Annotated in this window: 24 protein-coding genes; 10 read left to right on the top strand and 14 right to left on the bottom strand. The window is 61.7% G+C overall.

Features of this window, described 5'->3' with window-relative positions; translation table 11 throughout:
• Window positions 1–92: 92 nt before the first annotated feature.
• From HU719_RS22605 to HU719_RS22595, 3 genes are all read left to right on the top strand, one after another.
• Entirely contained in the window at window positions 93–1,343 is a 1,251-nt protein-coding gene (locus HU719_RS22605; RefSeq protein ID WP_186535045.1) for a lipoprotein-releasing ABC transporter permease subunit, read from the top strand.
• Between the two features lie 7 nt (window positions 1,344–1,350).
• Window positions 1,351–2,034 carry a lipoprotein-releasing ABC transporter ATP-binding protein LolD gene (gene lolD, locus HU719_RS22600; protein WP_186535044.1) on the top strand — a complete coding sequence of 228 codons (684 nt, stop codon included), beginning with the start codon at window positions 1,351–1,353 and terminating at the stop codon, window positions 2,032–2,034.
• Between the two features lie 63 nt (window positions 2,035–2,097).
• On the top strand, window positions 2,098–3,342 hold the full coding sequence (locus tag HU719_RS22595; protein ID WP_186535043.1) for a lipoprotein-releasing ABC transporter permease subunit: 1,245 nt from the start codon (window positions 2,098–2,100) through the stop codon (window positions 3,340–3,342).
• A 191-nt stretch (window positions 3,343–3,533) separates the two neighbouring features.
• Here HU719_RS22595 and HU719_RS22590 read toward each other — a convergent pair whose 3' ends face one another.
• Together HU719_RS22590 and HU719_RS22585 are read right to left on the bottom strand one after the other, a co-directional pair.
• Entirely contained in the window at window positions 3,534–4,874 is a 1,341-nt protein-coding gene (locus tag HU719_RS22590; RefSeq protein WP_186535042.1) for a heavy metal sensor histidine kinase, read from the bottom strand.
• On the bottom strand, window positions 4,874–5,554 hold the full coding sequence (locus tag HU719_RS22585; RefSeq protein WP_186535041.1) for a heavy metal response regulator transcription factor: 681 nt from the start codon (window positions 5,552–5,554) through the stop codon (window positions 4,874–4,876). Before HU719_RS22585 ends, HU719_RS22590 begins: the two co-directional genes overlap by 1 nt.
• Window positions 5,555–5,718: 164 nt before the next feature.
• Between HU719_RS22585 and HU719_RS22580 the strand changes: the two genes are divergently transcribed.
• Entirely contained in the window at window positions 5,719–6,216 is a 498-nt protein-coding gene (locus tag HU719_RS22580; protein ID WP_186535040.1) for a cupredoxin domain-containing protein, read from the top strand.
• A 68-nt stretch (window positions 6,217–6,284) separates the two neighbouring features.
• Window positions 6,285–7,115, top strand: a complete 831-nt coding sequence (queF, locus tag HU719_RS22575) for an NADPH-dependent 7-cyano-7-deazaguanine reductase QueF (protein WP_186535039.1) — start codon at window positions 6,285–6,287, stop codon at window positions 7,113–7,115.
• Window positions 7,116–7,170: 55 nt separating this feature from the next.
• Here queF and HU719_RS22570 read toward each other — a convergent pair whose 3' ends face one another.
• Window positions 7,171–7,434: a DUF4404 family protein gene (locus tag HU719_RS22570; RefSeq protein WP_186517200.1), complete on the bottom strand. Its 264-nt coding sequence runs from the start codon at window positions 7,432–7,434 to the stop codon at window positions 7,171–7,173.
• Window positions 7,435–7,557: 123 nt separating this feature from the next.
• Window positions 7,558–8,121, bottom strand: coding sequence for an HAD superfamily inactivated hydrolase PcrP (gene pcrP / locus HU719_RS22565; protein WP_186517198.1), 564 nt, complete (start codon window positions 8,119–8,121; stop codon window positions 7,558–7,560).
• 194 nt (window positions 8,122–8,315) lie between these two features.
• On the opposite strand from pcrP, the gene HU719_RS22560 reads away from it, so the two are divergent.
• Entirely contained in the window at window positions 8,316–9,017 is a 702-nt protein-coding gene (locus HU719_RS22560; protein WP_186535057.1) for an MlaA family lipoprotein, read from the top strand.
• Between the two features lie 57 nt (window positions 9,018–9,074).
• Here the strand turns inward: HU719_RS22560 and HU719_RS22555 are convergent, their stop codons facing one another.
• Window positions 9,075–9,368 carry a PilZ domain-containing protein gene (locus tag HU719_RS22555; protein ID WP_186535038.1) on the bottom strand — a complete coding sequence of 98 codons (294 nt, stop codon included), beginning with the start codon at window positions 9,366–9,368 and terminating at the stop codon, window positions 9,075–9,077.
• A 268-nt stretch (window positions 9,369–9,636) separates the two neighbouring features.
• Between HU719_RS22555 and rssB the strand changes: the two genes are divergently transcribed.
• The gene (rssB, locus tag HU719_RS22550) at window positions 9,637–10,821 is read left to right on the top strand and encodes a two-component system response regulator RssB (RefSeq protein ID WP_186535037.1); all 1,185 of its coding nucleotides are present in this window, start codon (window positions 9,637–9,639) and stop codon (window positions 10,819–10,821) included.
• Complete coding sequence (rssC, locus tag HU719_RS22545) at window positions 10,818–11,300, top strand: anti-sigma factor antagonist RssC (RefSeq protein WP_186517190.1); 483 nt, start codon at window positions 10,818–10,820, stop codon at window positions 11,298–11,300. The genes rssB and rssC overlap by 4 nt, the downstream gene beginning before the upstream one ends.
• Before the next feature lie 124 nt (window positions 11,301–11,424).
• Here rssC and HU719_RS22540 read toward each other — a convergent pair whose 3' ends face one another.
• The 3 genes from HU719_RS22540 to dusA form a co-directional block, all read right to left on the bottom strand.
• Window positions 11,425–13,290 (bottom strand): alkaline phosphatase D family protein, encoded by a 1,866-nt coding sequence (locus tag HU719_RS22540; RefSeq protein ID WP_186535036.1) that lies wholly within the window; start codon window positions 13,288–13,290, stop codon window positions 11,425–11,427.
• A gap of 107 nt (window positions 13,291–13,397) precedes the next feature.
• Window positions 13,398–14,324 carry a transaldolase gene (tal, locus tag HU719_RS22535; RefSeq protein WP_186535035.1) on the bottom strand — a complete coding sequence of 309 codons (927 nt, stop codon included), beginning with the start codon at window positions 14,322–14,324 and terminating at the stop codon, window positions 13,398–13,400.
• Window positions 14,325–14,513: 189 nt separating this feature from the next.
• On the bottom strand, window positions 14,514–15,503 hold the full coding sequence (gene dusA, locus HU719_RS22530) for a tRNA dihydrouridine(20/20a) synthase DusA (RefSeq protein ID WP_367616547.1): 990 nt from the start codon (window positions 15,501–15,503) through the stop codon (window positions 14,514–14,516).
• Window positions 15,504–15,626: 123 nt separating this feature from the next.
• Between dusA and HU719_RS22525 the strand changes: the two genes are divergently transcribed.
• A complete protein-coding gene (locus HU719_RS22525) occupies window positions 15,627–16,790 on the top strand; it encodes a site-specific integrase (protein ID WP_186535034.1) in 1,164 nt (387 codons plus the stop codon).
• A 307-nt stretch (window positions 16,791–17,097) separates the two neighbouring features.
• Complete coding sequence (locus HU719_RS22520) at window positions 17,098–18,552, top strand: TrkH family potassium uptake protein (RefSeq protein ID WP_186517184.1); 1,455 nt, start codon at window positions 17,098–17,100, stop codon at window positions 18,550–18,552.
• Window positions 18,553–18,724: 172 nt separating this feature from the next.
• Here HU719_RS22520 and HU719_RS22515 read toward each other — a convergent pair whose 3' ends face one another.
• The 6 genes from HU719_RS22515 to HU719_RS22490 all read right to left on the bottom strand — a co-directional run bounded on the left by HU719_RS22515 (window position 18,725) and on the right by HU719_RS22490 (window position 22,497).
• Window positions 18,725–19,003: a pyocin activator PrtN family protein gene (locus HU719_RS22515; RefSeq protein ID WP_186517177.1), complete on the bottom strand. Its 279-nt coding sequence runs from the start codon at window positions 19,001–19,003 to the stop codon at window positions 18,725–18,727.
• Window positions 19,000–19,485: a hypothetical protein gene (locus HU719_RS22510; protein ID WP_186517176.1), complete on the bottom strand. Its 486-nt coding sequence runs from the start codon at window positions 19,483–19,485 to the stop codon at window positions 19,000–19,002. Before HU719_RS22510 ends, HU719_RS22515 begins: the two co-directional genes overlap by 4 nt.
• 178 nt (window positions 19,486–19,663) lie before the next feature.
• Complete coding sequence (locus HU719_RS22505; protein ID WP_186517175.1) at window positions 19,664–19,864, bottom strand: hypothetical protein; 201 nt, start codon at window positions 19,862–19,864, stop codon at window positions 19,664–19,666.
• Complete coding sequence (locus HU719_RS23660; RefSeq protein ID WP_189659794.1) at window positions 19,857–20,153, bottom strand: hypothetical protein; 297 nt, start codon at window positions 20,151–20,153, stop codon at window positions 19,857–19,859. Before HU719_RS23660 ends, HU719_RS22505 begins: the two co-directional genes overlap by 8 nt.
• Window positions 20,150–21,979, bottom strand: coding sequence for a DNA cytosine methyltransferase (locus HU719_RS22495; protein ID WP_186535033.1), 1,830 nt, complete (start codon window positions 21,977–21,979; stop codon window positions 20,150–20,152). The genes HU719_RS23660 and HU719_RS22495 overlap by 4 nt, the downstream gene beginning before the upstream one ends.
• Window positions 21,976–22,497, bottom strand: coding sequence for a hypothetical protein (locus HU719_RS22490; protein ID WP_186535032.1), 522 nt, complete (start codon window positions 22,495–22,497; stop codon window positions 21,976–21,978). The genes HU719_RS22495 and HU719_RS22490 overlap by 4 nt, the downstream gene beginning before the upstream one ends.
• Window positions 22,498–22,514: the final 17 nt, after the last annotated feature.

Genomic DNA, 22,514 nt, shown 5'->3' with positions numbered 1-22,514 from the left:
GCGAACCCAAGGTTACGGCGGTGGTCCGAGTGTAAAGCCGCCGTAGGCGCCTCGCCACAAGGACGTTCCCTTTCATCCGAACAAGCCCCGACATGTTCAGACCTCTTTTCGTATTTATTGGTACGCGCTACACCCGTGCCAAGCGTCGCAACCACTTCGTCTCGTTCATTTCGCTGACCTCGATGATCGGCCTCGCCCTGGGCGTGGTAGTGATGATCGTCGTGCTCTCGGTAATGAACGGCTTCGACCACGAGATGCGTACCCGCGTGCTGGGCATGGTCCCTCATGCCACGCTCGAGTCTGGCCAGCCGATCGACGACTGGCAGGCCCTTGCCTCTGAAGTAAAGCAGAATCCGCAGGTGACGGCGGTAGCGCCGTTCACGCAGATGCAGGGTTTGCTGACCCACGACGGCAAAGTGCAGAAAATGCTGCTCAACGGCATTGACCCGGCGCATGAGCGCGAGGTGTCGATCATCGAGCGCTTCCTCTTGCAGGGGAAGCTCGATCAGCTTGCGCCGGGTGAGTGGGGTATTCTTATTGGTGATCGCGCCGCGCAAAAGCTCGGTGTGGCGGTAGGCGACAAAGTCACCTTCGTCGCCCCCGAAGTCAGCGTCACGCCTGCCGGCATGTTCCCGCGCATGAAGCGCTTCACCGTGGTCGGTACTTTCCACGTGGGCGCCGGCGAGATCGATGGTTTTCTTGGCCTGACCAACATCGCCGACCTGTCGCGCCTGCACCGCTGGCGGGCTGATCAGGTACAGGGCGTGCGGCTGAAGTTCGACGACCTGTTCCAGGCGCCGCGCGTGGCCTGGAGCATTTCGCAGCAGTTGGGCGAGCGTGAGTTCTACCCGCGTGACTGGACCCAGACCCAAGGCAACCTGTACCAAGCCATCCGCATGGAAAAAACCATGATCGGCCTGATCCTGCTGCTGATCATCGCGGTGGCGGCGTTCAACATCATTTCTACCTTGGTGATGGTGGTCAACGACAAGCGCGGTGACATTGCCATTTTGCGCACGCTGGGCGCTACGCCTGGGCAGATCATGGCCATCTTCATGGTGCAGGGCACGGTGATCGGGGTGGTCGGCACGGCTATCGGTGCCGTGCTGGGCATCCTTGGGGCGCTTAACGTCAGTGCGGCGATCTCCGGCATCGAGACACTGATCGGGCACAAGTTCCTCAACGCCGATGTGTACTTCATCGATTACCTGCCATCGCAGATCCAGGCCCCGGACGTGTACATGGTCTGTGGCGCGGCACTGGTCCTGAGTTTCTTCGCAACCCTCTACCCGGCCTGGCGTGCCTCGCGCACCCAGCCTGCAGAGGCGCTACGTTATGAGTGAGTCGCGCATGAGTGATAAAGCCGTGTTGAGCTGCCGCAACCTGGGCAAGAGCTACGACGAGGGCCCGGAATCGGTAAAGGTGCTGTCGGGCCTGAACCTTGAGCTGCACGCCGGGGAGCGGGTGGCCATCGTTGGCAGCTCGGGCTCGGGCAAAAGTACCTTGCTCAACCTGCTCGGCGGCCTCGATACCCCGAGCCAAGGCAGCGTTTGGCTGGCTGGCGAAGAGCTGTCGGCCCTCGGCGAGCGTGCCCGTGGCCTGCTGCGCAACCGCGCCTTGGGCTTCGTCTATCAGTTCCACCACCTGCTGGCCGAGTTCACCGCGCTTGAGAACGCCTGCATGCCGTTGCTGATCGGCCGTACGCCCATCGCTGAGGCCCGCGAGCGTGCATCGGCGCTGCTCAAGCGTGTTGGGCTGGGCCACCGGCTCAACCACAAGCCGGCCGAGCTGTCTGGCGGCGAGCGCCAGCGCGTGGCCATCGCCCGTGCCTTGGTCAACCGTCCGGGCCTGGTGATGCTCGACGAGCCTACCGGCAACCTCGACCACCATACCGCCCAAGGTATCCAGGAATTGATGCAAGAGCTGTCGACCCAGTCGCAGACGGCATTTCTGGTGGTGACCCACGACCTCAATCTGGCGCGCCAGATGGACCGCGTGCTGCGCCTTGAAGACGGGCACCTGGTCGCAATCTGAGCTGCTTGCGCGGGGCGTGCTCGATACGCCCCTGATTCACTATTTCATTGGGTGTTCCCGTACATGTTCAGACCCTTGCCTTTGTTCATCGGCGCCCGCTACACCCGTGCCAAGCGCCGCAACCACTTCATCTCGTTCATCTCGCTGACTTCGATGATTGGCCTGGCGCTGGGCGTGATGGCGATGATCACGGTGCTGTCGGTGATGAACGGCTTCCAGCGTGAGATGAGCTCGCGGGTGCTGGGCCTGGTGCCGCATGCCGCGATCCTTGGCCAACAGCCGCTGGATGACTGGCGGCAGGTTGCCGCGCGCGCCTCAGCTAACCCGGCGGTGCTTGCCGCCGCGCCTATTACCGAGCTTGAAGGCATGTTCTCGTACAAGGGGATGATGCAGCCTATCCAGGTGTCGGGCATCGACCCGGCCGAGGAAGGCAAGGTGTCGATCGTCACCCGGCATATCGTTCAGGGCAGCCTGCAGAATCTGCTGCCGGGTGACTATGGTGTGGTAGTCGGCGAGCTGACCGCCCGGCGTTTTCGCCTTAATACGGGTGACAAGCTGACCTTCATCGTCCCCGAACTCAGCAATGAGCCCGGTGGCATTACCCCGCGCATGCACCGCCTGACGGTGGTCGGTATCTTCAAGGTGGGTGCCGAGCTTGACGGCTCGCAGGCCTACATTCACATCGCCGATGCTGCCGACATGCAGCGCTGGGCGCCGGGCCAGGTGCAAGGCGTGCGTTTGAAACTCCAGGACCTGTACGCCGCGCCGCAGGTGTCCAAGGCTATTGCTGCGGGCTTGGGGGAGGGCTACCGCGCCGATGACTGGTCGCACACCCAAGGCAGCCTGTTCAGTGCCATGAAAATGGAAAAGACCATGATTGGCCTGCTGTTGCTGATGATCATCGCCGTGGCGGCGTTCAACATCATCGCCACACTGGTGATGGTGGTGAACGACAAGGGCACTGACATCGCCATCCTGCGTACCATCGGCGCCACGCCTGCGCAGATTCTCGGCACGTTCATGGTTCAAGGCAGCCTGATCGGCATTGTCGGTACGTTGATTGGCGGCGTATTGGGTGTGGCCCTGGCGTTCAATGTGAGCACGGTGGTCGGCTGGGTGGAGCGGGTTACTGGCCAGCATGTCTTCACCTCCGACCTTTATTTCATCAGCAGCCTGCCGTCGGAGCTGCAATGGAGTGACGTCGGGCTGATCTGCACCGCCGGGCTGGTGATGAGCTTCCTGGCGACCATTTACCCTGCGTACCGTGCTTCGCAGGTGGAACCGGCGATGGCGCTGCGGTACGAGTAAGCTGGCTGGCGGCAGCTTTTACAGAAACAGCGTCGTTTTTGATTGTGTAGGAGCGGCCTTGTGTCGCGAATGGGGCGCGCAGCGGCCCCAGCGATTGTGCGCATAGCCGAGATTTAGGGCCGCTGCGCGCCCCATTCGCGGCACAAGGCCGCTCCTACACAGGCCGCGCCCAGCGGCGGTGGTAGTGTTTTTTAGCCCAGCTCGATTACAAACCGCGTCCAGCCATCTGCATGTTCTGCACGGATTTTGCCGCCGTGTGCCTGCACGATCGAGCGGGTGATCGCAAGGCCCAGCCCGGCATGCTCGCTATTACCTTCCTGGCGCGCCGGGTCTGCTCGATAGAAGCGGTCGAACAGCCGCTCCAGCGCTTGGGGCGCGATGGCCGGGCCGGTGTTGGCTACACAGATGCAGGGCCCGCTCCCCACCGTTACGCGAATTTCGCCGCCGGCCGGGGTGAAGCGCAGGGCGTTGTCCAGCAGGTTGGACAACGCCCTGCGCAGCATGTGCCGGTCGCCCTCGAACTGCGCCGCGCCTTCGCGGCCCAACCGCACCCCGGCGTCTTCGGCCAGTTGTGCGTAGTACTCAAGCAATGCATCGGCCTCTGCGGCCAGGTCCAGGGCCTGGCGGTTGGGCATCATCAGCCCGTGATCTGCCTTGGCCAGGTACAACATGTCGTTGACCAACTGGGCCATCCACTGCAGCTCTTCAAGGTTGCCATGCAGCGCCTCGCGGTAGTCTTCGAGGCTGCGCGGGCGGGTGAGGGTGACCTGGGTGTGGGTGAGCAGATTGGATAACGGCGTGCGCAACTCGTGGGCGATATCGGCGCTGAACGCCGACAAACGCTGGAACGCATCGTCCAGGCGTTGCAGCATGGCATTCACGGTGCTGGCCAGCTCGGCCAGCTCTTCGGGCATTTTAGCTGCCGGTAGCCGGGTGGTCAGTGAACCTGCGTGGACACTCGCGGCAACCTTGCCCATCTGACGCAGCGGTTTCAGCCCGCGCCGCGCCGCCCAGGCGCCCAATAGCGCGGTTGCCAGGGCCGATAGCCCGACAGTGAGCCAGATCAGCCGCTGCATGCCTTGCAGAAAGTGCTGGTGGTGGGTGATGTCCAGAAAAAGCGTCAGCTGGGCCGCGCCGCTGGGGGTGTCAACCAGTGGCGTACTCAGGCTTCGCCAGTTGCTCTGCTGGGCGTGCAGGGTGGCAAGGCCGGGCTGGCGCGGCTCGTCGGGCAGGCCGCTGCGGCTCTCGAACCACACGGCACCATCGCTCCCGCGCACCCGCAGCGCCAGGTCGGACTGATGGCTCAGCTCGCTGCGCATTGCCGGCACGCGAGCCTGCAACTGTTCAAGGTTTGTGACACCGTCCAGCAGGCTGCGCATCAGCGACAGCCGCCCGCCCAGTTGCTGTTGGTCCAGCTCGATGAAATGGCTGGCGCTGGCGTGGCTGAACAGCAGGCCGGCACCCAGCGATACGCTGGCGGTGCAGGCGGCGAACAGCAGCGCCAGGCGCCCGCCCAGGGATAGACGCCGCATCAGTCGTGGCGCTCTTCAAGCACATAACCCATGCCGCGCACGGTGTGGATGAGCTTGAGCGGGTGCGGGTCGTCGATTTTCAGGCGCAGGCGGCGGATCGCCACTTCGATCACGTTGGTGTCGCTGTCGAAATTCATGTCCCACACCTGCGAGGCAATCAGCGATTTTGGCAGCACCTCACCCTGGCGGCGCAGCAGCAGTTCGAGCAAGGCGAACTCCTTGGCGGTGAGGTCGATGCGTGCGCCGGCCCGCTCGGCACGGCGTCGCATCAGGTCCAGGCGCAGGTCGGCCAGCACCAGCAAGGTGTCCTGGGTGCTGCCGATGCCGCGCCGCAACAGGGTGCGTACCCGCGCCAGCAGCTCGGAGAAGGCAAACGGCTTGACCAAGTAGTCGTCGGCGCCCAGCTCCAGGCCGTGCACGCGGTCTTCTACGGCATCGCGGGCGGTCAGAAACAGCACCGGGGTGCCGAGGCCGGCCTGACGCACAGCTTGCAGGATCTGCCAGCCGTTGCGCCCTGGCAGCATGACGTCGAGTATCAACAGGTCGTGGTCGCCGCTGAGCGCCAGGTGCTGGCCGCTGTCGCCATCGTTGGCAAGCTCGGTGGCAAAGCCCGCTTCGCTAAGGCCTTGGGCCAGGTACTGGCCAGTCTTGGCCTGGTCTTCGACGATCAGTAGCTTCATGGGCGATGCGGTTCCTGGTTTTCACGCCGTGGCGGTTACGCAAATTGTACGTGACGGCCCGGCCGCCCGGCCAAGCTGACAAAGTTGTAATCTTCCCGTCAGTCAGTTGCCAGCCGAGGGTGCCGACAATGGCGCCAACCTTGCTGCTTTATACGGAGTGCCCCATGAAACACCTGTTCTTCGCCGCCAGCCTCGCATTGCTGAGCCTGCCGACCCTGGCTGACAGTTTCACCTTCGGTGAACCGGCGCCGGCGGCCAAGGCCACCCGCACCGTCGAGGTGCTGCTCAAGGACATCGCCTTCGAGCCGAAAAGCCTTCAGGTAAAAGCCGGTGAGACCGTGCGCTTTGTGCTGATCAACCAAGGCCAGTTGCCCCACGAGTTCAACCTGGGCGACAAGGAGATGCATGCCGAGCATCAGAAAGAAATGGTGGCCATGCAGGGCAAGCTGTTCACCGGTGCCATGCAGCATGAAGGCATGGACCATAGCCAGATGAACCACGCAGAAGGCCATGGCCATGCGGGTGGCAACACGGTGCTGGTGCAGCCCGGCCAGCGCGCCGAGCTGACCTGGACCTTCAGCAAGTCGGCGCCGATCGAGTTTGCCTGCAACGTGCCAGGCCACTATCAGGCGGGCATGGTCGGGCCGCTGACCATCGAGTGACAGGTGCTCCAAGGCGGCGGGCAAAACCGGTAGACTAGGCGCAATTACGAACTTTCAGGTCAGTTTCCATGCATCCCGCCGCCGAACATTCCCCGCTGGGCAAGTCCAGCGAATACATCGCCACCTACTCCCCAGAGCTGCTGTTCCCCATCCCACGCCTGGCCAAGTGGGCCGAACTGGGTGTGAGCGGTGATGCGCTGCCGTGGCAGGGCGTGGACTTCTGGAACTGCTTCGAGCTGTCCTGGCTGCTGCCTTCGGGTAAGCCGGTGGTGGCCATTGGCGAGTTCGCGATCCCGTGCGATTCGCCCAACATCATCGAGTCGAAGTCGTTCAAGCTGTACCTCAACTCGCTGAACCAGACCGTGTTCGCAGACGTGGCGCAGCTACAGGCGTGCTTGGTTAAAGACTTGTCTGCCGCCGCCGGCAAGCCAGTTGCGGTCAAGGTCAGCACCTTGGCCCAGGTGCAAGCCGAAGGCGTAACAGCATTGCCAGGTGTGTGCATTGACGGCCTGGATGTGAGCATCAGCAACTATGAGCAGCCGCAGCCTGAGTTGCTGCGTTGCGCGGCAGAGGGCGTGGTGCAGGAAACGGTGCACAGCCATTTGCTCAAGTCCAACTGCCCGGTTACCGGGCAGCCCGATTGGGGCAGCGTGGTGGTTGACTACAAAGGCCCGGCGCTGGACCACGCCAGCCTGCTGACCTACCTGATCAGTTTCCGCCAGCATGCCGACTTTCATGAACAGTGCGTCGAGCGTATTTACCTGGACTTGAAAACCTTGCTGCAGCCCGAGCACCTGACCGTGTATGCACGCTATGTGCGCCGTGGTGGCCTGGACATCAACCCTTACCGCAGCACTGCCCCGATCAGCCCGCAGAACCTGCGCCTGGTGCGCCAGTAATACTGCACGGGTAACGCAAGCAGGGCCGCTGTGCGGCCCGTTGCGGCGGTTGGCCTCAGATGCCCATGCTGTGCAGCGCGTTGGCGATGTTGCGCAGGGTTGCGGTCAGGTCTGGGTGTTCGGCTTCAAAGCGCTCGACAGCCAGGTTGACGCCGTCGACCAGGTTGTTGTCGGGCGTTGCTTCCTCGAGCTTCAGCTGCGCCTCGATCTGCCGGGCTTCTTCGTGCAGTTCGGCCACTTCTTGCTCGGAAAGCGGAACGTTGCGGTCGAGTTGAACGCGCAGGTCGTTCAGGCGTTCTTGCAGTTCGCGGGCAGGCATAGTTGTTACTCCATCAATGACTTGGCAAGGCATGGACCTCAGCGAAGCGGCAAAGGTTCTTGTCTGCCTTCAAGCGTAATCCACCTGCCGATGCTTTGCATGACTGGCATCAATGGCTGTGTTTCAGGGTTTCTCGCCTTTTTGCCGGCGCAAGGCAATGTCGGCCAGGCAGCCGTCGAGCGCCTCCAGGTGGCCGATCACCGAATGCACGCCTAGCTCGAACAGCGCCAGTGTGGCCTTGCCACGTGCCAGTTCCTGCTCTTGTGCGCTCAGCGCCTGCCATTGGCTGGCGCCGAGCTGGCAGGACGGGCTGCACGCCGCAAGGCCAACCGTCCATAGCCCGGCATTGCGGCCCGACTGCAACAGTAAAGGTTCGTCACTAACCAGCACGCAGCCTTCGATGCGCTGGGTTTGCAGCGCCATCAGCGCGTGCCAGCAGGCGTCCGGGGCCGGCCATTTGCAACCGTTGATCGGGTGGCCGGGCAGCCAGTCGGGCAGCGCTGCGCTCAGGCGCTTGCCTTGGGCGGCGTTGATGTCGTCGAGCCAGATGCATGGCACCTGCCGTTGCTGCAAGCTGGCAAGGGCATCCAAGGCGCCAGGGGCGGGTAGCGTGGTGTTTGCGCCAGCCTGAAGCAGGCAACCGCGCAAGCCAAACAGCACGGCGGTAACAGCGGGTGCATCGTGCATGGCCATTTCCCTGAAATACAGCGCAGGTTAGCCAGCAATTGTTACCACCCGGTGACTGCAACAGCTGTTCACAAAATGTTGAGTAAACGTGTGGGACGCTATCAAACAGCGAGCAAGCCATTATACTGGCGCCACTACCGCAGCGCCCCTTGGTGCTGCTGACCTGAATAGCGATGGAGAAACATCATATGCGTATGCGTAGGACCGGCGTGATCGAACGAGTCACCCAGGCCTGTGTCTGCGCCAGCCTGTTGCTGGCACCTGTTGCTGCCACCCAGGCGGCTACCGAGGATGACCCGTGGGAGTCGGTCAACCGTCCGATCTTCAGGTTCAACGACATTCTGGACACCTATGCCCTCAAGCCGCTGGCCCAAGGCTACCAGGCGGTGACTCCGCAGTTCGTCGAAGATGGCATTCACAACGTCTTCCGTAACCTGGGCGATGTCACCAACCTGGCCAACGACGTGTTGCAGCTCAAGCCGCGTGCGGCGGGCGTGGACACCGCGCGGCTGATCGTCAACACCACCTTCGGTATCGGCGGGTTGTTCGATGTGGGCACGCGCATGGGCCTGCAGCGCAACGACGAAGACTTCGGCCAGACCCTCGGCTACTGGGGCGTGCCAAGCGGGCCGTACGTGGTCATCCCGCTGCTCGGCCCAAGCTCGGTGCGTGACGGCCTGGCCAAGTACCCAGACAGCTACACCAAGGCTTACCGCTACATCGACCATGTGCCTACGCGCAATTCCATCCTGGCGCTGGACGTCGTCGACACCCGTGCCAGCCTGCTGTCGGCTGAGAAGCTGATGCAGGGTGACAAGTACATCTTCATCCGCAATGCCTACCTGCAGAACCGCGAGTTCAAGGTCAAGGATGGCGAAGTCGAAGACGACTTCTGATCACATGATGCAATTGGGGCCGCAATGCGGCCCCAATTTTTTATATCAACAGGTACTTCACTTCATTTGCAGGATACGCAGGCCGAATTTCTGCGCACCGCCCGGTTGATCGGCAATCCACACCACCTCGGTGGTGGCTTCCAGGCCCGAGAGCGCCGAAAACTCGGAGTCGATTTTAACCTCCAGCTTGTCACCGACCTGGAACCGCTTGGGTGCCTCCACCTGCATGCCGCTGCTGGAGAGGTCGATGCAGGTAGCACTGATCACCTGGCCTGCATGCACCAGGCTCACATCGGTATCGATCCGCATGCGGATGTAATCACGCTTTTCGCTGTAGTCACGTTGAGACATGCCTGAATCCTTTCCTCAGGTTGCGCTGGTCAGCTTTCTTATAACGCTGTGTGATTTGCCCTGTAAAGTGCAGGGAAGTCTACCTTGCCATGCTTGAAACGCCAGGCGGATGGGAGTACCGTCAGCGCCTTACAGGGCACCTCACTATCTGTCGGGCCGGTCTCCTCGTCCAACAGCTCAGATAGCGAGTGGCTAGAGAGCATTCCAGTAGCCGTCTGTCGGTTAACCGCAGCCGCTACGCCAACCAAATCTGGCGCCGTTCGCCCACATGCAGAAAACCAGTGCAACGCTGCTGATTATCGATGACGACGACGTGGTACGTGCCAGCCTCGCCGCCTATCTGGAAGACAGCGGCTTCAGCGTCCTCCAGGCCGGCAACGGCCAGCAGGGGCTCCAGGTCTTCGAAGCGCACCAGCCCGACCTCGTGATCTGCGATCTGCGCATGCCGCAGATGGGTGGTCTCGAGCTCATTCGCCGTGTCAGCGAAGTCGCCCCGCAATTACCGGTGATCGTGGTCTCCGGTGCCGGGGTCATGAGCGATGCGGTCGAGGCCTTGCGCCTGGGTGCTGCCGATTACCTGATCAAGCCGCTGGAAGACCTCGCTGTGCTCGAACACTCGGTGCGCCGCGCGCTTGATCGTTCGCGCCTGGTGCTCGAAAACCAGCGCTACCGCGACAAGCTCGAAGCCGCCAACCGCGAGCTCGAAGCCAGCCTGCACCTGCTTCAGGAAGACCAGAACGCCGGGCGCCAGGTGCAGATGAACATGCTCCCGGAGAGCCCGCGTACGCTGGGCGAGTACGCCTTCGAGCACCAGATCATCCCGTCGCTGTACCTGTCGGGTGACTTTGCCGATTACTTCCGGGTAGACGAACGGCGTATCGCGTTCTACCTGGCGGACGTGTCCGGCCACGGTGCGTCGTCGGCGTTTGTCACCGTGCTGCTGAAGTTCATGACCACCCGGCTGCTGTTCGAATTCAAGCGCAACGGCAAGATGCGCGATTTCAAGCCCTCGGAAGTGCTCAGCCACATCAACCGTGGGCTGATCAACTGCAAGCTGGGCAAGCATGTGACCATGGTCGGCGGTGTCATCGACGAAGACACCGGCCTGCTCACCTATAGCGTGGGCGGCCATCTGCCGCTGCCGGTGCTGTATACCCCAGGCAGTGTGCGCTACCTCGAAGGGCGCGGCCTGCCGGTGGGGCTCTTCGATGAGGCCAGCTACCAGGACCACGTGCTGGAACTGCCCCCGCAGTTCAGCCTGACCCTGATGTCTGATGGCATTTTGGACCTTTTGCCGGGGCCCACACTCAAAGATAAGGAAGCGTCCTTGCCGGAAATCGTCAAGGCCGCGGGGGGTAGCCTGGAGGGGCTGCGCCAACGATTCGGATTAGCTACGCTTGGGGAGATGCCGGATGATATCGCCCTATTGGTGTTGAGCAGGAACCTTGAATGACTACTGGTAGAATCCAGTTCGCCGAACAGAGCGGCACCTTCGTTCTGAAATTTGTCGGTGAAGTGCGCCTGACCCTGTGTTCGGCGTTGGATGCGACGATCGAGAAAATCTTCACTGCGTTGAATTTCTCGGCCATCGTCATCGACCTGACCGAAACCGAGAGCATCGACAGCACCACGCTGGGCCTGCTGGCCAAGCTGTCGATCCTTTCGCGGCAAAAGGTTGGCCTGCTGCCGACCGTGGTCACCACCAACCCGGACATCTCGCGGCTGTTGCAGTCGATGGGTTTTGATCAGGTGTTCAACATCGTCGATCGCCCGATCCCGTGCCCTGAGTGCCTGACCGACCTGCCGTCGCAGGATCAGGATGAAGCGGTGGTGCGTTCCAAGGTGCTTGAAGCGCACAAGATCCTGATGGGCCTGAACGACTCCAACCGTGAAGCCTTTCACGACCTGGTAAACGCGCTCGAAAGAACCTGAGGCCGTTGGAGCTGTGGGAGCGGGCTTGCCCCGCGATGGCGCCAGCAGGCCTGGTTCAGTTGCATGGTCTGACGCCATCGCGGGGCAAGCCCGCTCCCACGTTTCCGGCAGGCCGGCCCACCTCTCAATCCCGAACAAACTCGGTAGCCGGCGCCCCATCGGCATTGAGCTGAAACACCCGCTCCGGCCGCCCCTGCTCATCAAAAAACACCTGCCCCAGCCCCGCGCTGTTCCACAGCCGTTCACCCGCCTTGCGATGGCTGGGCACCCTTGGCACCACCTCCATCTGCCGCCGCTTGGTAAACCAGTTCAACGGCGAACGCGGCGAATACAGCCAGCGGTTCAGGCGGTCGAGCACATCCAGCAGGCGCCGTGGAAACTCGTTCTTGATGCCGCTGCTGGTCACCTGCCACAGGTGCGGGCTTTGCTGGCGGTGGCGAATCAATACCTCGTAGACGAACGAGTAATGCACATCACCCGATAGCACCACGTAATGCCCTGGCGTGCGCGAGTGCCGCAAAATGTTCAGCACCACTTGCGCGGCACCGCGGTGTGCCATCCAGTTTTCCGCATCCACCAGCAGCGGGTAACCCAGCGCACTGAACACCCGCTGCACAGCCTCGATCAGCTTGACCCCAAAGATTGGCGCCGGTGACACGATGACCGCCGACGGATGGTCAAGCAGCGCCTGCTGCAGCTCACACAACGCCTCCCAATCCATCAGTCCCGACGGCTTGCCCAGGCTGCTTTCGCTGCGCCAGCGCCGCGTGCGGGTGTCCAGCACCAGCAACGGTGGGTTGCTCGGCACGGTGTACTGCCAGCCCTGAAAGCGCAGCAGTTCGCCAAGCAGCGCGTCGTGAGCCTGCGCGCCGCGTGCAAACTGCTCCCGATACGCCGCTACCAGCCCGGCGCAGGCATCGGGGTCGTTGCCCCAGCCCTGGCACAGCAGATACCCCAGCAGCGCATTACCGATGATCCGTCGCGAAAACGGATGCCCATAGGCCGTTTGCTCCCACTGCGCCGACAGGTTCCAGTCGTCGGTGACGTCGTGGTCGTCGAAGATCATCAGGCAGGGCAGGTGGGCCATGACCCGCGCGACTTGCCCAAGCCCATCGCGAAAGCCCTCCACCAGCGGCAGCTCCTTGCGGTAGCGCGCCTGATCTTCATCATTGAGCCCGGCAGGCATGTGCATGCCCACCAGCGCCCACGGCAGCGGCGACCACACCAACAGGTACATCGCCATGATTTCGGCGAAGGTCACCAAATGGTTGTCGGCGTTGCTCGACGAAAAGATCGGCTTGCGCTTGCCGCCGAAAAAACGCTCGCGCAGCGTCTCGTTGCCTTCTTGCGCCGGCAACAGGTCGGCCCGGTGGTAATAGCTGGCCGGGTGGCCGTACAGCTCGGCGCCAGTGTTTACCAAGGCGCCGTCCAGCGCCTCGTCAAACAGCCCCAGGCGCTCGATCAGCTCATGGATGGCCCGCAGTGTGGGCCCGGCAACATCATCGGCGTAGACCTGGTCGCCGGTCATCAGCAACACCGCTGGCCGCTCGGCAGGCAACGGGCCCGCCGCTAGCAGGCGGTCGGCACACAGCAGGCCGTCGGCAGCGGCATGGTGCGGCTTGCGGCATGAGCCGTGCAGCAACTGGTCCATACGCGCCCGCAGCACAAAGCTGGGCCTGCTGGCGCCGGGGTAGAGCAGGTGCGGTGCCCAGTCGGCGATACCTTGGCCGTTTTCCAGAAGCAAGTCGTAGCTCAGTTGCACATCGCAGGGCAGTGGCTGGTCGAAGCGGATGTCCAGCAGGTGAATAAACGCATGCTGGCCTACCGCGAGGGTTTCGCAGTGCAGAGTAGGGGTGACGCCTGTGCAATCAAGCATGAATTCAAACGGCAACGCCTGCGAGCCCACTAGCCAGATCGCCAGGCGTTGTGGCTCCAGGCGGCGCAGCACAGGGCCTGCGAGCACGAGGGGGAGTGCAGTGGTGGGGGTCATCAGGGCGGGGCCTTAAGCAGGTGTGGCAGCGGCTAAGCGCGCCAGCAAACGAAAAACGGGCGGAGAATGCTCGGCATTCCCCGCCCGTCGATCAATCGCAATGTGTATCAGGCTTTTGCAGCCATCACCGCTTCGAGTTTTTCCTGGTCGCGGGCGAACTGGCGGATGCCTTCTGCCAGCTTCTCGGTGGCCATGGCATCCTCGTTCATCGCCCAGCGGAACTGAGCTTCGTTCAGTTGCTGCTTGGCCTCGCCGCTATTGCCCGGCGTGAGGATGCGCGGCAGCTCGCCTTGGTCTTCAGACAACTGCTGCAACAGCTCTGGGCTGATGGTCAGGCGGTCGCAACCGGCCAATTGCTCGATTTGGCCAATGTTGCGGAAGCTCGCGCCCATCACCACCGTCTTGTAGCCATTGGTTTTGTAGTAGTCGTAGATGCGCGTAACCGACTGCACGCCCGGGTCATCGGCGCCGACATAATCAGTGCCCGTGCTCTTCTTGTACCAGTCGTAGATACGGCCCACGAACGGCGAGATCAGGAACACGCCTGCATCGGCGCACGCCTGCGCCTGGGCGAAGGAGAACAGCAGCGTGAGGTTGGTCTGGATGCCTTCCTTTTCCAGCTTCTCGGCCGCGCGAATACCTTCCCAGGTTGAAGCCAGCTTGATCAGCACGCGGTCACGGCCAACGCCGGCAGCCTCGTACAGCGCGATCAGTTGGCGGGCTTTGCTCAGCAACGCCGGCTCATCGAACGACAACCGCGCGTCTACCTCGGTGGAGATGCGCCCCGGAATCACCTTCAGAATGCCCGTGCCCACGGCTACCGAAAACTTGTCGCAGGCAAGGTCGACATTACCCTTGGCATCGCTTTTGACCTGCTTGAGCAGGTCGGCGTAACCGGTAATGGCAGCGGCCTTGAGCAGCAGCGACGGGTTAGTGGTAGCGTCCACCGGCTTGAGGCGGGTGATGGCGTCCAGATCGCCGGTATCGGCGACCACGGTGGTGAACTGCTTGAGTTGTTCCAGCTTGGAAGTCATGGCGTGCTCTGTCCTGTGCAATGGCTCGACATTACCCGAGCCCCGGCGGCCACTCAAGGCCTGCACAAAGTGATCGGGCAAGCCCCCGCGGGTGCATTCGCTCGTTTGCGCAAAGCATGAGCAGGCTCGCCCCGCGAAAGGCTGCGTTAAAGGCTAACCCTTCGAGTCAAAACCGCCCCCCAGGTTCCATCAACGCCCTTGCAGCAGCTCAGCCGCCTGGTCCAGCACCGCAAGCGGCGTGTCAGTCTTGTGAATATCCGCCGACAGCAACTGGCGGAACCGTCGCGCGCCCGGAAACCCTTGGCCCAGGCCAAGAATATGCCGAGTGACATGGTGCATGGCGCCGCCGCTTTCGATATGCGCAACGATATAAGGCCGCAGCTTGGCCAACGCCTCGGCCCGGCCGATGACGGGCGCTGTGCTACCGAACAACTGCTGGTCGACCTCGGCCAGCAGGTACGGGTTGTGGTACGCCTCACGCCCCAGCATCACCCCATCGAAGGTCTGCAGGTGGGTGCGGCATTCCTCCAGCGTTTTGATGCCGCCGTTGAGCACCAGCTCAAGGTCGGGGAAATCCGCTTTCAGTTGCGCGGCCACGTCATAGCGCAGCGGCGGAATCTCGCGGTTTTCCTTCGGCGAGAGCCCTTCCAGAATGGCGATGCGCGCATGCACGGTAAAGCTGCGGCAGCCCGCGTCGCGTACTTGGCCGACGAAATCGCACAGCTCGGCGTAGCTGTCGCGGCCATTGATGCCGATGCGGTGCTTGACCGTGACCTCGATGCCCACCGCGTCCTGCATGGCCTTGACGCAATCGGCCACCAGCGCCGGATGCGCCATCAGGCAGGCGCCGATCATGTTGTTCTGCACCCGGTCGCTGGGGCAGCCAACGTTGAGGTTGACCTCGTCATAGCCCGCCTGCTCGGCAAGCTTGGCGCAGGCTGCCAGGTCGGCTGGGACACTGCCGCCTAGTTGCAGGGCTAGCGGGTGCTCGGAGACGTCGTGGCGCAGGAAACGTTGGGCGTCGTTATGCAGCAGGGCGCCTGTGGTGACCATTTCGGTGTAGAGCAGGGCGTTTTTTGATAGTAGGCGCAGGAAGAAGCGGCAGTGGCGGTCGGTCCAGTCCATCATCGGTGCAACGCTGAAGCGGCGGGATGGCGCAGGGCGCGTGGAGCCTGGTATTAAGCTTGGTTTTGCTGTGATTTCGTTCAACGTGTTTCGCACCGATTTTCGGGGGTTTTGGGGCGTTTTTACCAAGCGCTTGGTACAATGTACCAATCGACTAACGACGTGTACCAATTTCCTATGGCAACGATCAGACCGCGCAAGAAAGCCGATGGCACCATCAGCTACACCGCTCAGATTCGCATCAACCGCGACAAGGTCACAGTCTACCAAGAGAGCCAGACGTTCGCCCGTAAACAGGCCGCCGTAGCCTGGGCGAAGCGACGAGAGACTGAGCTGGCAGAACCTGGTGCGATCGAGCGTGCCAGTCGTGTGGGGCACAAGGTCAAGGACATGATCGACCGCTACCTGGTCGAGGCCGAAAAAGCCCGGCCGCTCGGAGAAACCAAGCGACGCACCCTGGAAGCCATCAAGCGAAGCCCGCTTGGTGAACGGGTCGATTCCGATATTTCCCAGCAGGTGCTCGTGGACTATGCGCTTTGGCGTATGAGCCCCGAGGGAGGAGGGATCAAGCCCCAGACGGCTGGCAACGACATGGCGCACCTGGGCTCGGTTCTATCGTTGGCTAGGGCGGCTTGGGGTTATGAGATCAATCCCCAGGCGATGGCTGATGCACGATTGGTCTTGAAGCAGTTTGGGTACAACCTCAAGAGCCGCGAGCGGGATCGGCGCCCGACACTGGATGAGCTCGACCTGGTGCTCGAACACTTCTTCGAGATGCTGCAGCGCAGGCCGACAGTCATCCACATGCCCAAGGTTGTCGCTTTTGCCATCTACTCGACGCGGCGGATGGATGAAATCACCCGCATTCGATGGGAAGACTTGGATGAGCACCGGCAGGCGGTGAAGGTCCGCGACATGAAAAACCCCGGCCAGAAGATCGGCAATGACGTTTGGTGCCATTTGCCAGATGAGGCCTGGCAGATCGTGCACAGCATGCCGCGCGAGTGCCCGGAGATCTTCCCCTACAACACCGACTCAGTTGGTACCGCCTGGGCGAAGGCGTGCAGGTTGAAGGGTATTGAGGATCTGCACTTCCACGATCTACGCCACGAGGGCGTGAGCCGGTTGTTCGAAATGGACTGGGATATCCCGAGGGTATCAAGTGTTTCAGGTCATCGTGACTGGAATTCGTTGCGGCGATACACACATTTGAGAGGGCGTGGAGATCGATATGCGGAGTGGAGTTGGTTGGAGCGGATCATCCAAGCTCCCGTCACGCTGGGCGCTCGGGCTGGGCAACCGGCTGGGAAAGCGCAAAGTCACTTTCGACAATCGCCATGATCTGCTCTGCCCTAAACGTCTAATTGGATCTAAGCATGTTGGGCAGCAGAGGCCGCTTTCGACCCCATAGCTGCCCTACTTTCAAGGCAGCAATCGGCCAGAAGCGGACATTTGATGCGCCCAATAATGAGAGCGCGAGTTAGATAACAGTCTTTGGCGGGCCGTAGGCGGCCATTCAACTCCCGGGCTGAAGATCTGACCCATGCTCCTGCGAAGCGGGCATTTATGCCTGCTTTTACGCAAAATTTACGGAAGACCGAGGTTGAGCATAGGATACTGCACGGCTCTCATTTCGTAGGCTAACCGTATGTCTCTCGCAGCAATGCGGCTTGTCGGCTTCATCTTGGGCGTTTTCCTGATCACTCTGGCAGTAACCATGGTTATTCCCATGGTTACGTTGGTAGTGTATGAGCGAGTCGATGAGCTCGGCGCCTTTCTGTGGTCGAGCCTGATTACGTTGGTCTGTGGGCTGGCGCTTATTGGGCGCAGGCATCCAGAAACATCCCAGCTGCGCCCAAGGGATATGTATTTCTTGACAACGGCGAGCTGGGTTGTGGTTTGCGCCTTTGCAGCTCTACCGATGGTGTTCATCCACCACATCAGTTACACCGACGCGTTTTTTGAAACGATGTCAGGGATCACAACGACAGGCTCGACCGTCCTCACTGGCTTGGATACCGCATCTCCCGGCCTTCTGATATGGCGCTCCATGCTTCACTGGTTGGGAGGCATAGGCTTCATCGGCATGGCTGTCGCTATCCTTCCGATGTTGCGAGTCGGTGGCATGCGCCTGTTCCAGACAGAGTCTTCTGACTGGTCGGAGAAAGTTACGCCGCGATCCCATGTGGCAGCCAAATACATCCTTGCACTCTACCTGGGACTCACGGGTGCTGGAGCACTAGCACTCTGGTTCGCTGGAATGACACCGTTCGAAGCGATCAACCACGCAATGTCGTTGATTTCTACGGGTGGATTCTCAACGTCGGATACCTCACTCGGGCATTGGACGCAGCCTGCGATTCATTGGGTTGCAGTGGTCGTCATGATCTTGGGTAGCCTGCCCTTCACCTTATACGTCGCGACATTGCGCGGTAATCGGCGTGCGTTACTGATGGATCACCAAGTACGCGGGTTTCTCGGGTTCTTGACTGTCACTTCGCTGGCTGTGGGTACGTGGTTATGCTTTCACAGCGAATACGACTGGTGGGACGCCGTTCGGATCGTGGCGGTCAACGTGACTTCCGTCGTGACGACCACCGGAATTGCGGTCGGTGACTACACACTGTGGGGGAGTTTTGCCGTTCTGTTGTTCTTCTACCTAACCTTTGTCGGAGGGTGTTCAGGCTCGACGGCTGGCGGTCTTAAAATCTTCCGCTTCCAAGTGGCTGCCGTCCTGCTCGTCAGTAACTTGAAGCAACTGATTCATCCACGCGCGGTCATTCAGAAAAAATACAATGGACACCCCATTGACGAGGAGATCGTGCGTTCGCTTTTGACTTTCTCGTTTTTCTTCACCATCACCATTGCCCTGATTGCGCTAGGACTGGCGCTGATCGGGCTGGACTGGACGACTGCTCTGAGTGGTGCCGCCACTGCTGTGTGCAACGTTGGGCCAGGCGTGGGCACAATTATCGGACCTGCCGGCAACTTCTCATCATTACCTGATGCAGCAAAGTGGCTGCTGACCGTTGGTATGCTCCTGGGACGGCTGGAAATCCTGACGGTGCTAGTGATGGTAACCCCGGTGTTCTGGAGGTATTAGCTGCCCACTGCAAAGGGCAGCTATGGGTCGATAGCGGTCATTCGCAAGCGACCGCTATCGACCCATAGCTGCCTTTCGCGAAGGTCAGATATCGGCCATAAGGCCACGCGCAAGTGGCTAGGTCGTTTGTCGGCATCAGCCCAAATACTTATGCCGCTGTAGCGTAGATGCTTCAAGGGGCTGCCCGAAGCGTCTTGTTCAACTGTGCGCACTCTTTACGCGCAGCATCCCGTTGCTGATCCAAGTAAAGAGCAAGATCGGCAATGTGGATGCCTCGCGCGCTTTTCTGGCTTGATTCCAGTCGGGTGATGGGGAGGTTGATCTGGCCGGCCAGGACCTTCCGCTGAAACATATCCGGCGTTAGGTGGGTGAAGTAGTCAGTGCATACACGATCAATCGAGATGATTGCCACGCCGTTGTACTGTGCCATCAGCATAAATGCCGTGTTCATGCCAGGCCCTCCTGCCGTTGCAGCTGCGGTTCACCACTCACAAATTCTTGATGAAGGGCTGCGGTGGCCTGGTGTTGTTCCCCTAGCCACTCGTTTTGGACTCGGTTTCGGCCCAAGGCATAGGCTTGGTCCTGCAGCAAGGATGTGTCATCTGGCCCGCCAGAGTCGGTTAGTTGCAATAAGTCGCAATGCCATTTCGTGATCGCCGCCATGTCATCGGGGTGGATCTTGGAATTGAGGTCGGGCTTGTCGAGGCTGCGGCGAGGCGCTGCACCGCCGCAGGGGACGCCGGAGAGCAGGATGTTGCTGTCGGGCTTACAGCCCTCGGCGTTGACCTGGCGGTGGCGCTCGGTCTCGGTTATCAAGCCCAGCACCGTCGCGGGCGGTACTGCCATGCCGTAGTCATTCAGGGCCACGGCATCGTATTGGTTGGCGGCAGCCGCGGTGGCGAGGGCTTTCAGTTTGATGAGGTCCATGTTCATGCCGTAGTCCTCCGGCTGAAGATGAAGCCAGCTGCCTGGCGGATCTTCGAGCACTGGTCGTGGTTGCCCTTCACGCGGGCCTTGTTGCAGACATCGCAAATGGATGACATCGCAGGGCGTGTCATGGGTTGCACGCCTTGGCGCGTCCGTGTGGTCGGGGTGTAGGTCTGTGCACTAGTCACAGCGAATACCTCTCGTGGGCGCGGCGTGCATTTGGGCTCAGGGCCAGGTGCTGGTAGCCGGTGTAGTTGTTAACACTCGGTAACGTGCCTCTCGCGGCGTTAACGGGTGTTGGCAGGTGCAGCTGGATCAGGGCGGCGACGAGCGCGCAGGCCAAGATAAGGCAGACCATCTGCCAGGTGCGGGTGGGGTTATGCACGTTTGCGCTCCCTCTTGATCTGCATGGCGACCTGCTTACTCGCCAGCTCGAACAGTTCGGCGAAGGACACTGGCGCGATCGACTGCTCGCCGTTGCGCACGGCGTCCAGGCGATTGCGATACAGCCCGGCCGGGCCGAGCCAGGCGACGGCGTTGTGCTCGGCGTTCGACACAGGGCAGTCGTGAGCTTCTGGGACGGGGCCTTCGTGGTGTCGCCTGCACTTCCTGCAGTGATATTGACCGCCGTCGTCGGCCTCGCTCATGCACCAATCATGGCGATGCGTGCTCATGCGGCCTCCTGCAGGTACAGATCGATCAGGTCCTTGGCGTTGGCGGCGATCAGGTCCTCTGCCTCGTCGGGGCAGACGCTGTTGCCGATCAGCCGGATCTGGTCGGTGTTCGAGATGGGGTGCCACTCCAGTTGGCCGGTTTCCTTGTTCTCGAACAGGCCGCGATCAAGGATGTAGTCGGGACTGAAGCCTTGAGCGAGTTTCAGCTCCGGGGCCTTAAGCATGCGCAGGGTAAAGTCGATCAGTGCGTGCTCGCCGAGGAGCACCAGGTCGACCGGTTCGGGAAAGTGTTCCGGCAGGTACTTGTGCAGGAAGTGAGCGCACCTGCGGGCCTTCACCAGCAGCTCGGGCGGCAGGATCGCGGCGGGCACTTGGACGATGGTGACCAAAGCCATGCGTTCCTTGGTTGGCAGGGTGTGCATTGGTTCGCCCATGCCTTGCCACTGCCCGCCGGTGCCGTAGTACTTCACCAGGTACGCGCTGGCCAGGCGCTGGTTGGTGCCGCGCCCGAGAATCGTGCTCAGTGGCACCTTGGCTGCTCGCCCGTCGCCCTTGTAGAAACCACCGTTCGCCTGCTCAAAGTGGCATGCAGCGACCGCATGGTGACCGCTGCCGGTGGTCAGTGCGTTGACGGGCTGGCCCATACCGCTGCCGGTAGAACCCTTGCGCAGGGTGATCATCGAAGCGGTGACCAGCGCTTGTTCACCTCGGCAAGCTCCGGTGATCGTCCGGGTTGACTCGGAAACGGGGTAGCCCGATCGGTCTCCATGATGCGTTAGGTGGGTCAGATGGGCTGCCGCCAGGGCGAAATGACCGCCTTTGATCTGGGCCACCTGGGGGCGTAGCGGCTCGCCCGCGCTGAAAGTGCGCTGCGTGCTCGCGTTGGCGAACTCGGTCAGGCTTGCGGCGGCCAGCTGCTGCTCGTCCAGTTGCAGCACGAAGGGCTGCTCGGCCATGACGGTATGACGCCAGAACCCCTTCGCGACGCGCCGGCAGGTGTTGTCCACCAGTGGACGCTTGCGGTCGAAAAGGCTCTTGCCCAGGTCAGAGAAGTCGATGCACTCGGCGGCGGTGCGCCACGGCAGTTGCCCCGACTTGGGCTTTTCATGCCGTTTCGGCTTCGTCCAGACGATTGGGCGGCCGTCCGTGCGGCCGATGAGGAACAGGCGCTTGCGGATGGTAGGGGCGCCGGCGTTCGAGGCGCGGCGTTCTCGCCACTCGACATCGCAGCCCAAGCCGCGCACCAAGGCCTCCATCGGCACCCACTGGCCGATGCTGTCCATGATCTCGCCTATGTCCGGGTGATCTGCAGCCAGGCCGGTAGTGAGGCAGGCGATGAATGCCTTGAAGGTGCGACCCATTTCCGACTTGATCGGCTTGCCGTCGTCGTCCAGTGGCCCCCAGGCCTGGAACTCTTCGACGTTCTCCATGAGCAGCAGGCGTGGGCGGGTCACGAAGACCCAGCGCACTACCACCCAAGGCAGCGACCGAACAGCCTTGCTGCGCGGGGCGCCGCCTTTGGCTTTGGAGAAATGACGGCAGTCTGGCGAGGCCCACAGGATGCCCACGGGCTGGCCGCCGGTGGCCTGCAGCGGGTCGACCTCGTAGATGTCGCTGATGTAGTGACGGGTGTTGCGGTGGTTCGCGCGGTGTACGGCGATTGCGATGGGGTTGTGGTTGATGGCGATGTCAGGATCGCGGTACACGCGGGCACCGCCGCTGCTGGCCCCGCCCGCACCGGCGAACAAGTCGACGTACAGTTCGCGCTGGAAGGGCAGGGCGTGCTGTTGCGCGGCATGGATGTTGATCTGCTGGGCGGCGGTCATGCTGCCTCCCCGGCGGTTGCCGTTGTAGCGGGTGTGGAGCGCAGCTGATGGTGCACGCGTACGGCAAGGGCGTGGATGTCTTGGCGTTGCTGCAGCGCGCGGTTGCGCCATGGCTCAGTGCCCTTCGCGACCTTCCACGTTTTCTCGGCCAAGGCCAGTGTCTCGGCAGCGTTGATCATCAAGTCGTAGTCAGCTCTGGTCACCGGCATCGCGGTGTACGACATGATTCTGGCTTCCAGATCGGCGATGTGGGCCTTCAACGCGGTGATGCTAGCTGTGCGGGCGTCTAACTGCTGGGCGCAATTTCTCTGGGCGTCTTCGAGCTCTGCGCGCAGTGATTCCCGTACTCGTTTCGCTTCCTGCAGCTGCAGTTTCAGCGTTTCTTGGTGGGCCAGCTTGCCGTCAGCGAAGCCCTCCTTGTAGGCGCGAATGCGTGCCTTCGCGAACAGGTACGGCAGGACAATGAGCGTAACCAGCCAGAGGGTGCCGGCGGCGAGTGCGTACTGGTGCGGGTGCATGTGCTGTGCTCCTGGTT

Source organism: Pseudomonas farsensis, assembly GCF_014268805.2.
GTDB lineage: Bacteria > Pseudomonadota > Gammaproteobacteria > Pseudomonadales > Pseudomonadaceae > Aquipseudomonas > Aquipseudomonas farsensis.
This window is presented reverse-complemented; position numbering and strand designations above follow the sequence as displayed.

Bases quoted from the DNA above. Each gene is read 5' to 3' on its own strand.
- HU719_RS22605 (WP_186535045.1), top strand. From the start codon at position 93: ATGTTCAGACCTCTTTTCGTATTTATTGGTACGCGCTACACCCGTGCC.
- lolD (WP_186535044.1), top strand. From the start codon at position 1,351: ATGAGTGATAAAGCCGTGTTGAGCTGCCGCAACCTGGGCAAGAGCTAC.
- HU719_RS22595 (WP_186535043.1), top strand. From the start codon at position 2,098: ATGTTCAGACCCTTGCCTTTGTTCATCGGCGCCCGCTACACCCGTGCC.
- HU719_RS22590 (WP_186535042.1), bottom strand. From the start codon at position 4,874: ATGCGGCGTCTATCCCTGGGCGGGCGCCTGGCGCTGCTGTTCGCCGCC.
- HU719_RS22585 (WP_186535041.1), bottom strand. From the start codon at position 5,554: ATGAAGCTACTGATCGTCGAAGACCAGGCCAAGACTGGCCAGTACCTG.
- HU719_RS22580 (WP_186535040.1), top strand. From the start codon at position 5,719: ATGAAACACCTGTTCTTCGCCGCCAGCCTCGCATTGCTGAGCCTGCCG.
- queF (WP_186535039.1), top strand. From the start codon at position 6,285: ATGCATCCCGCCGCCGAACATTCCCCGCTGGGCAAGTCCAGCGAATAC.
- HU719_RS22570 (WP_186517200.1), bottom strand. From the start codon at position 7,434: ATGCCTGCCCGCGAACTGCAAGAACGCCTGAACGACCTGCGCGTTCAA.
- pcrP (WP_186517198.1), bottom strand. From the start codon at position 8,121: ATGCACGATGCACCCGCTGTTACCGCCGTGCTGTTTGGCTTGCGCGGT.
- HU719_RS22560 (WP_186535057.1), top strand. From the start codon at position 8,316: ATGCGTAGGACCGGCGTGATCGAACGAGTCACCCAGGCCTGTGTCTGC.
- HU719_RS22555 (WP_186535038.1), bottom strand. From the start codon at position 9,368: ATGTCTCAACGTGACTACAGCGAAAAGCGTGATTACATCCGCATGCGG.
- rssB (WP_186535037.1), top strand. From the start codon at position 9,637: ATGCAGAAAACCAGTGCAACGCTGCTGATTATCGATGACGACGACGTG.
- rssC (WP_186517190.1), top strand. From the start codon at position 10,818: ATGACTACTGGTAGAATCCAGTTCGCCGAACAGAGCGGCACCTTCGTT.
- HU719_RS22540 (WP_186535036.1), bottom strand. From the start codon at position 13,290: ATGACCCCCACCACTGCACTCCCCCTCGTGCTCGCAGGCCCTGTGCTG.
- tal (WP_186535035.1), bottom strand. From the start codon at position 14,324: ATGACTTCCAAGCTGGAACAACTCAAGCAGTTCACCACCGTGGTCGCC.
- HU719_RS22525 (WP_186535034.1), top strand. From the start codon at position 15,627: ATGGCAACGATCAGACCGCGCAAGAAAGCCGATGGCACCATCAGCTAC.
- HU719_RS22520 (WP_186517184.1), top strand. From the start codon at position 17,098: ATGTCTCTCGCAGCAATGCGGCTTGTCGGCTTCATCTTGGGCGTTTTC.
- HU719_RS22515 (WP_186517177.1), bottom strand. From the start codon at position 19,003: ATGAACACGGCATTTATGCTGATGGCACAGTACAACGGCGTGGCAATC.
- HU719_RS22510 (WP_186517176.1), bottom strand. From the start codon at position 19,485: ATGAACATGGACCTCATCAAACTGAAAGCCCTCGCCACCGCGGCTGCC.
- HU719_RS23660 (WP_189659794.1), bottom strand. From the start codon at position 20,153: ATGAGCACGCATCGCCATGATTGGTGCATGAGCGAGGCCGACGACGGC.
- HU719_RS22495 (WP_186535033.1), bottom strand. From the start codon at position 21,979: ATGACCGCCGCCCAGCAGATCAACATCCATGCCGCGCAACAGCACGCC.
- HU719_RS22490 (WP_186535032.1), bottom strand. From the start codon at position 22,497: ATGCACCCGCACCAGTACGCACTCGCCGCCGGCACCCTCTGGCTGGTT.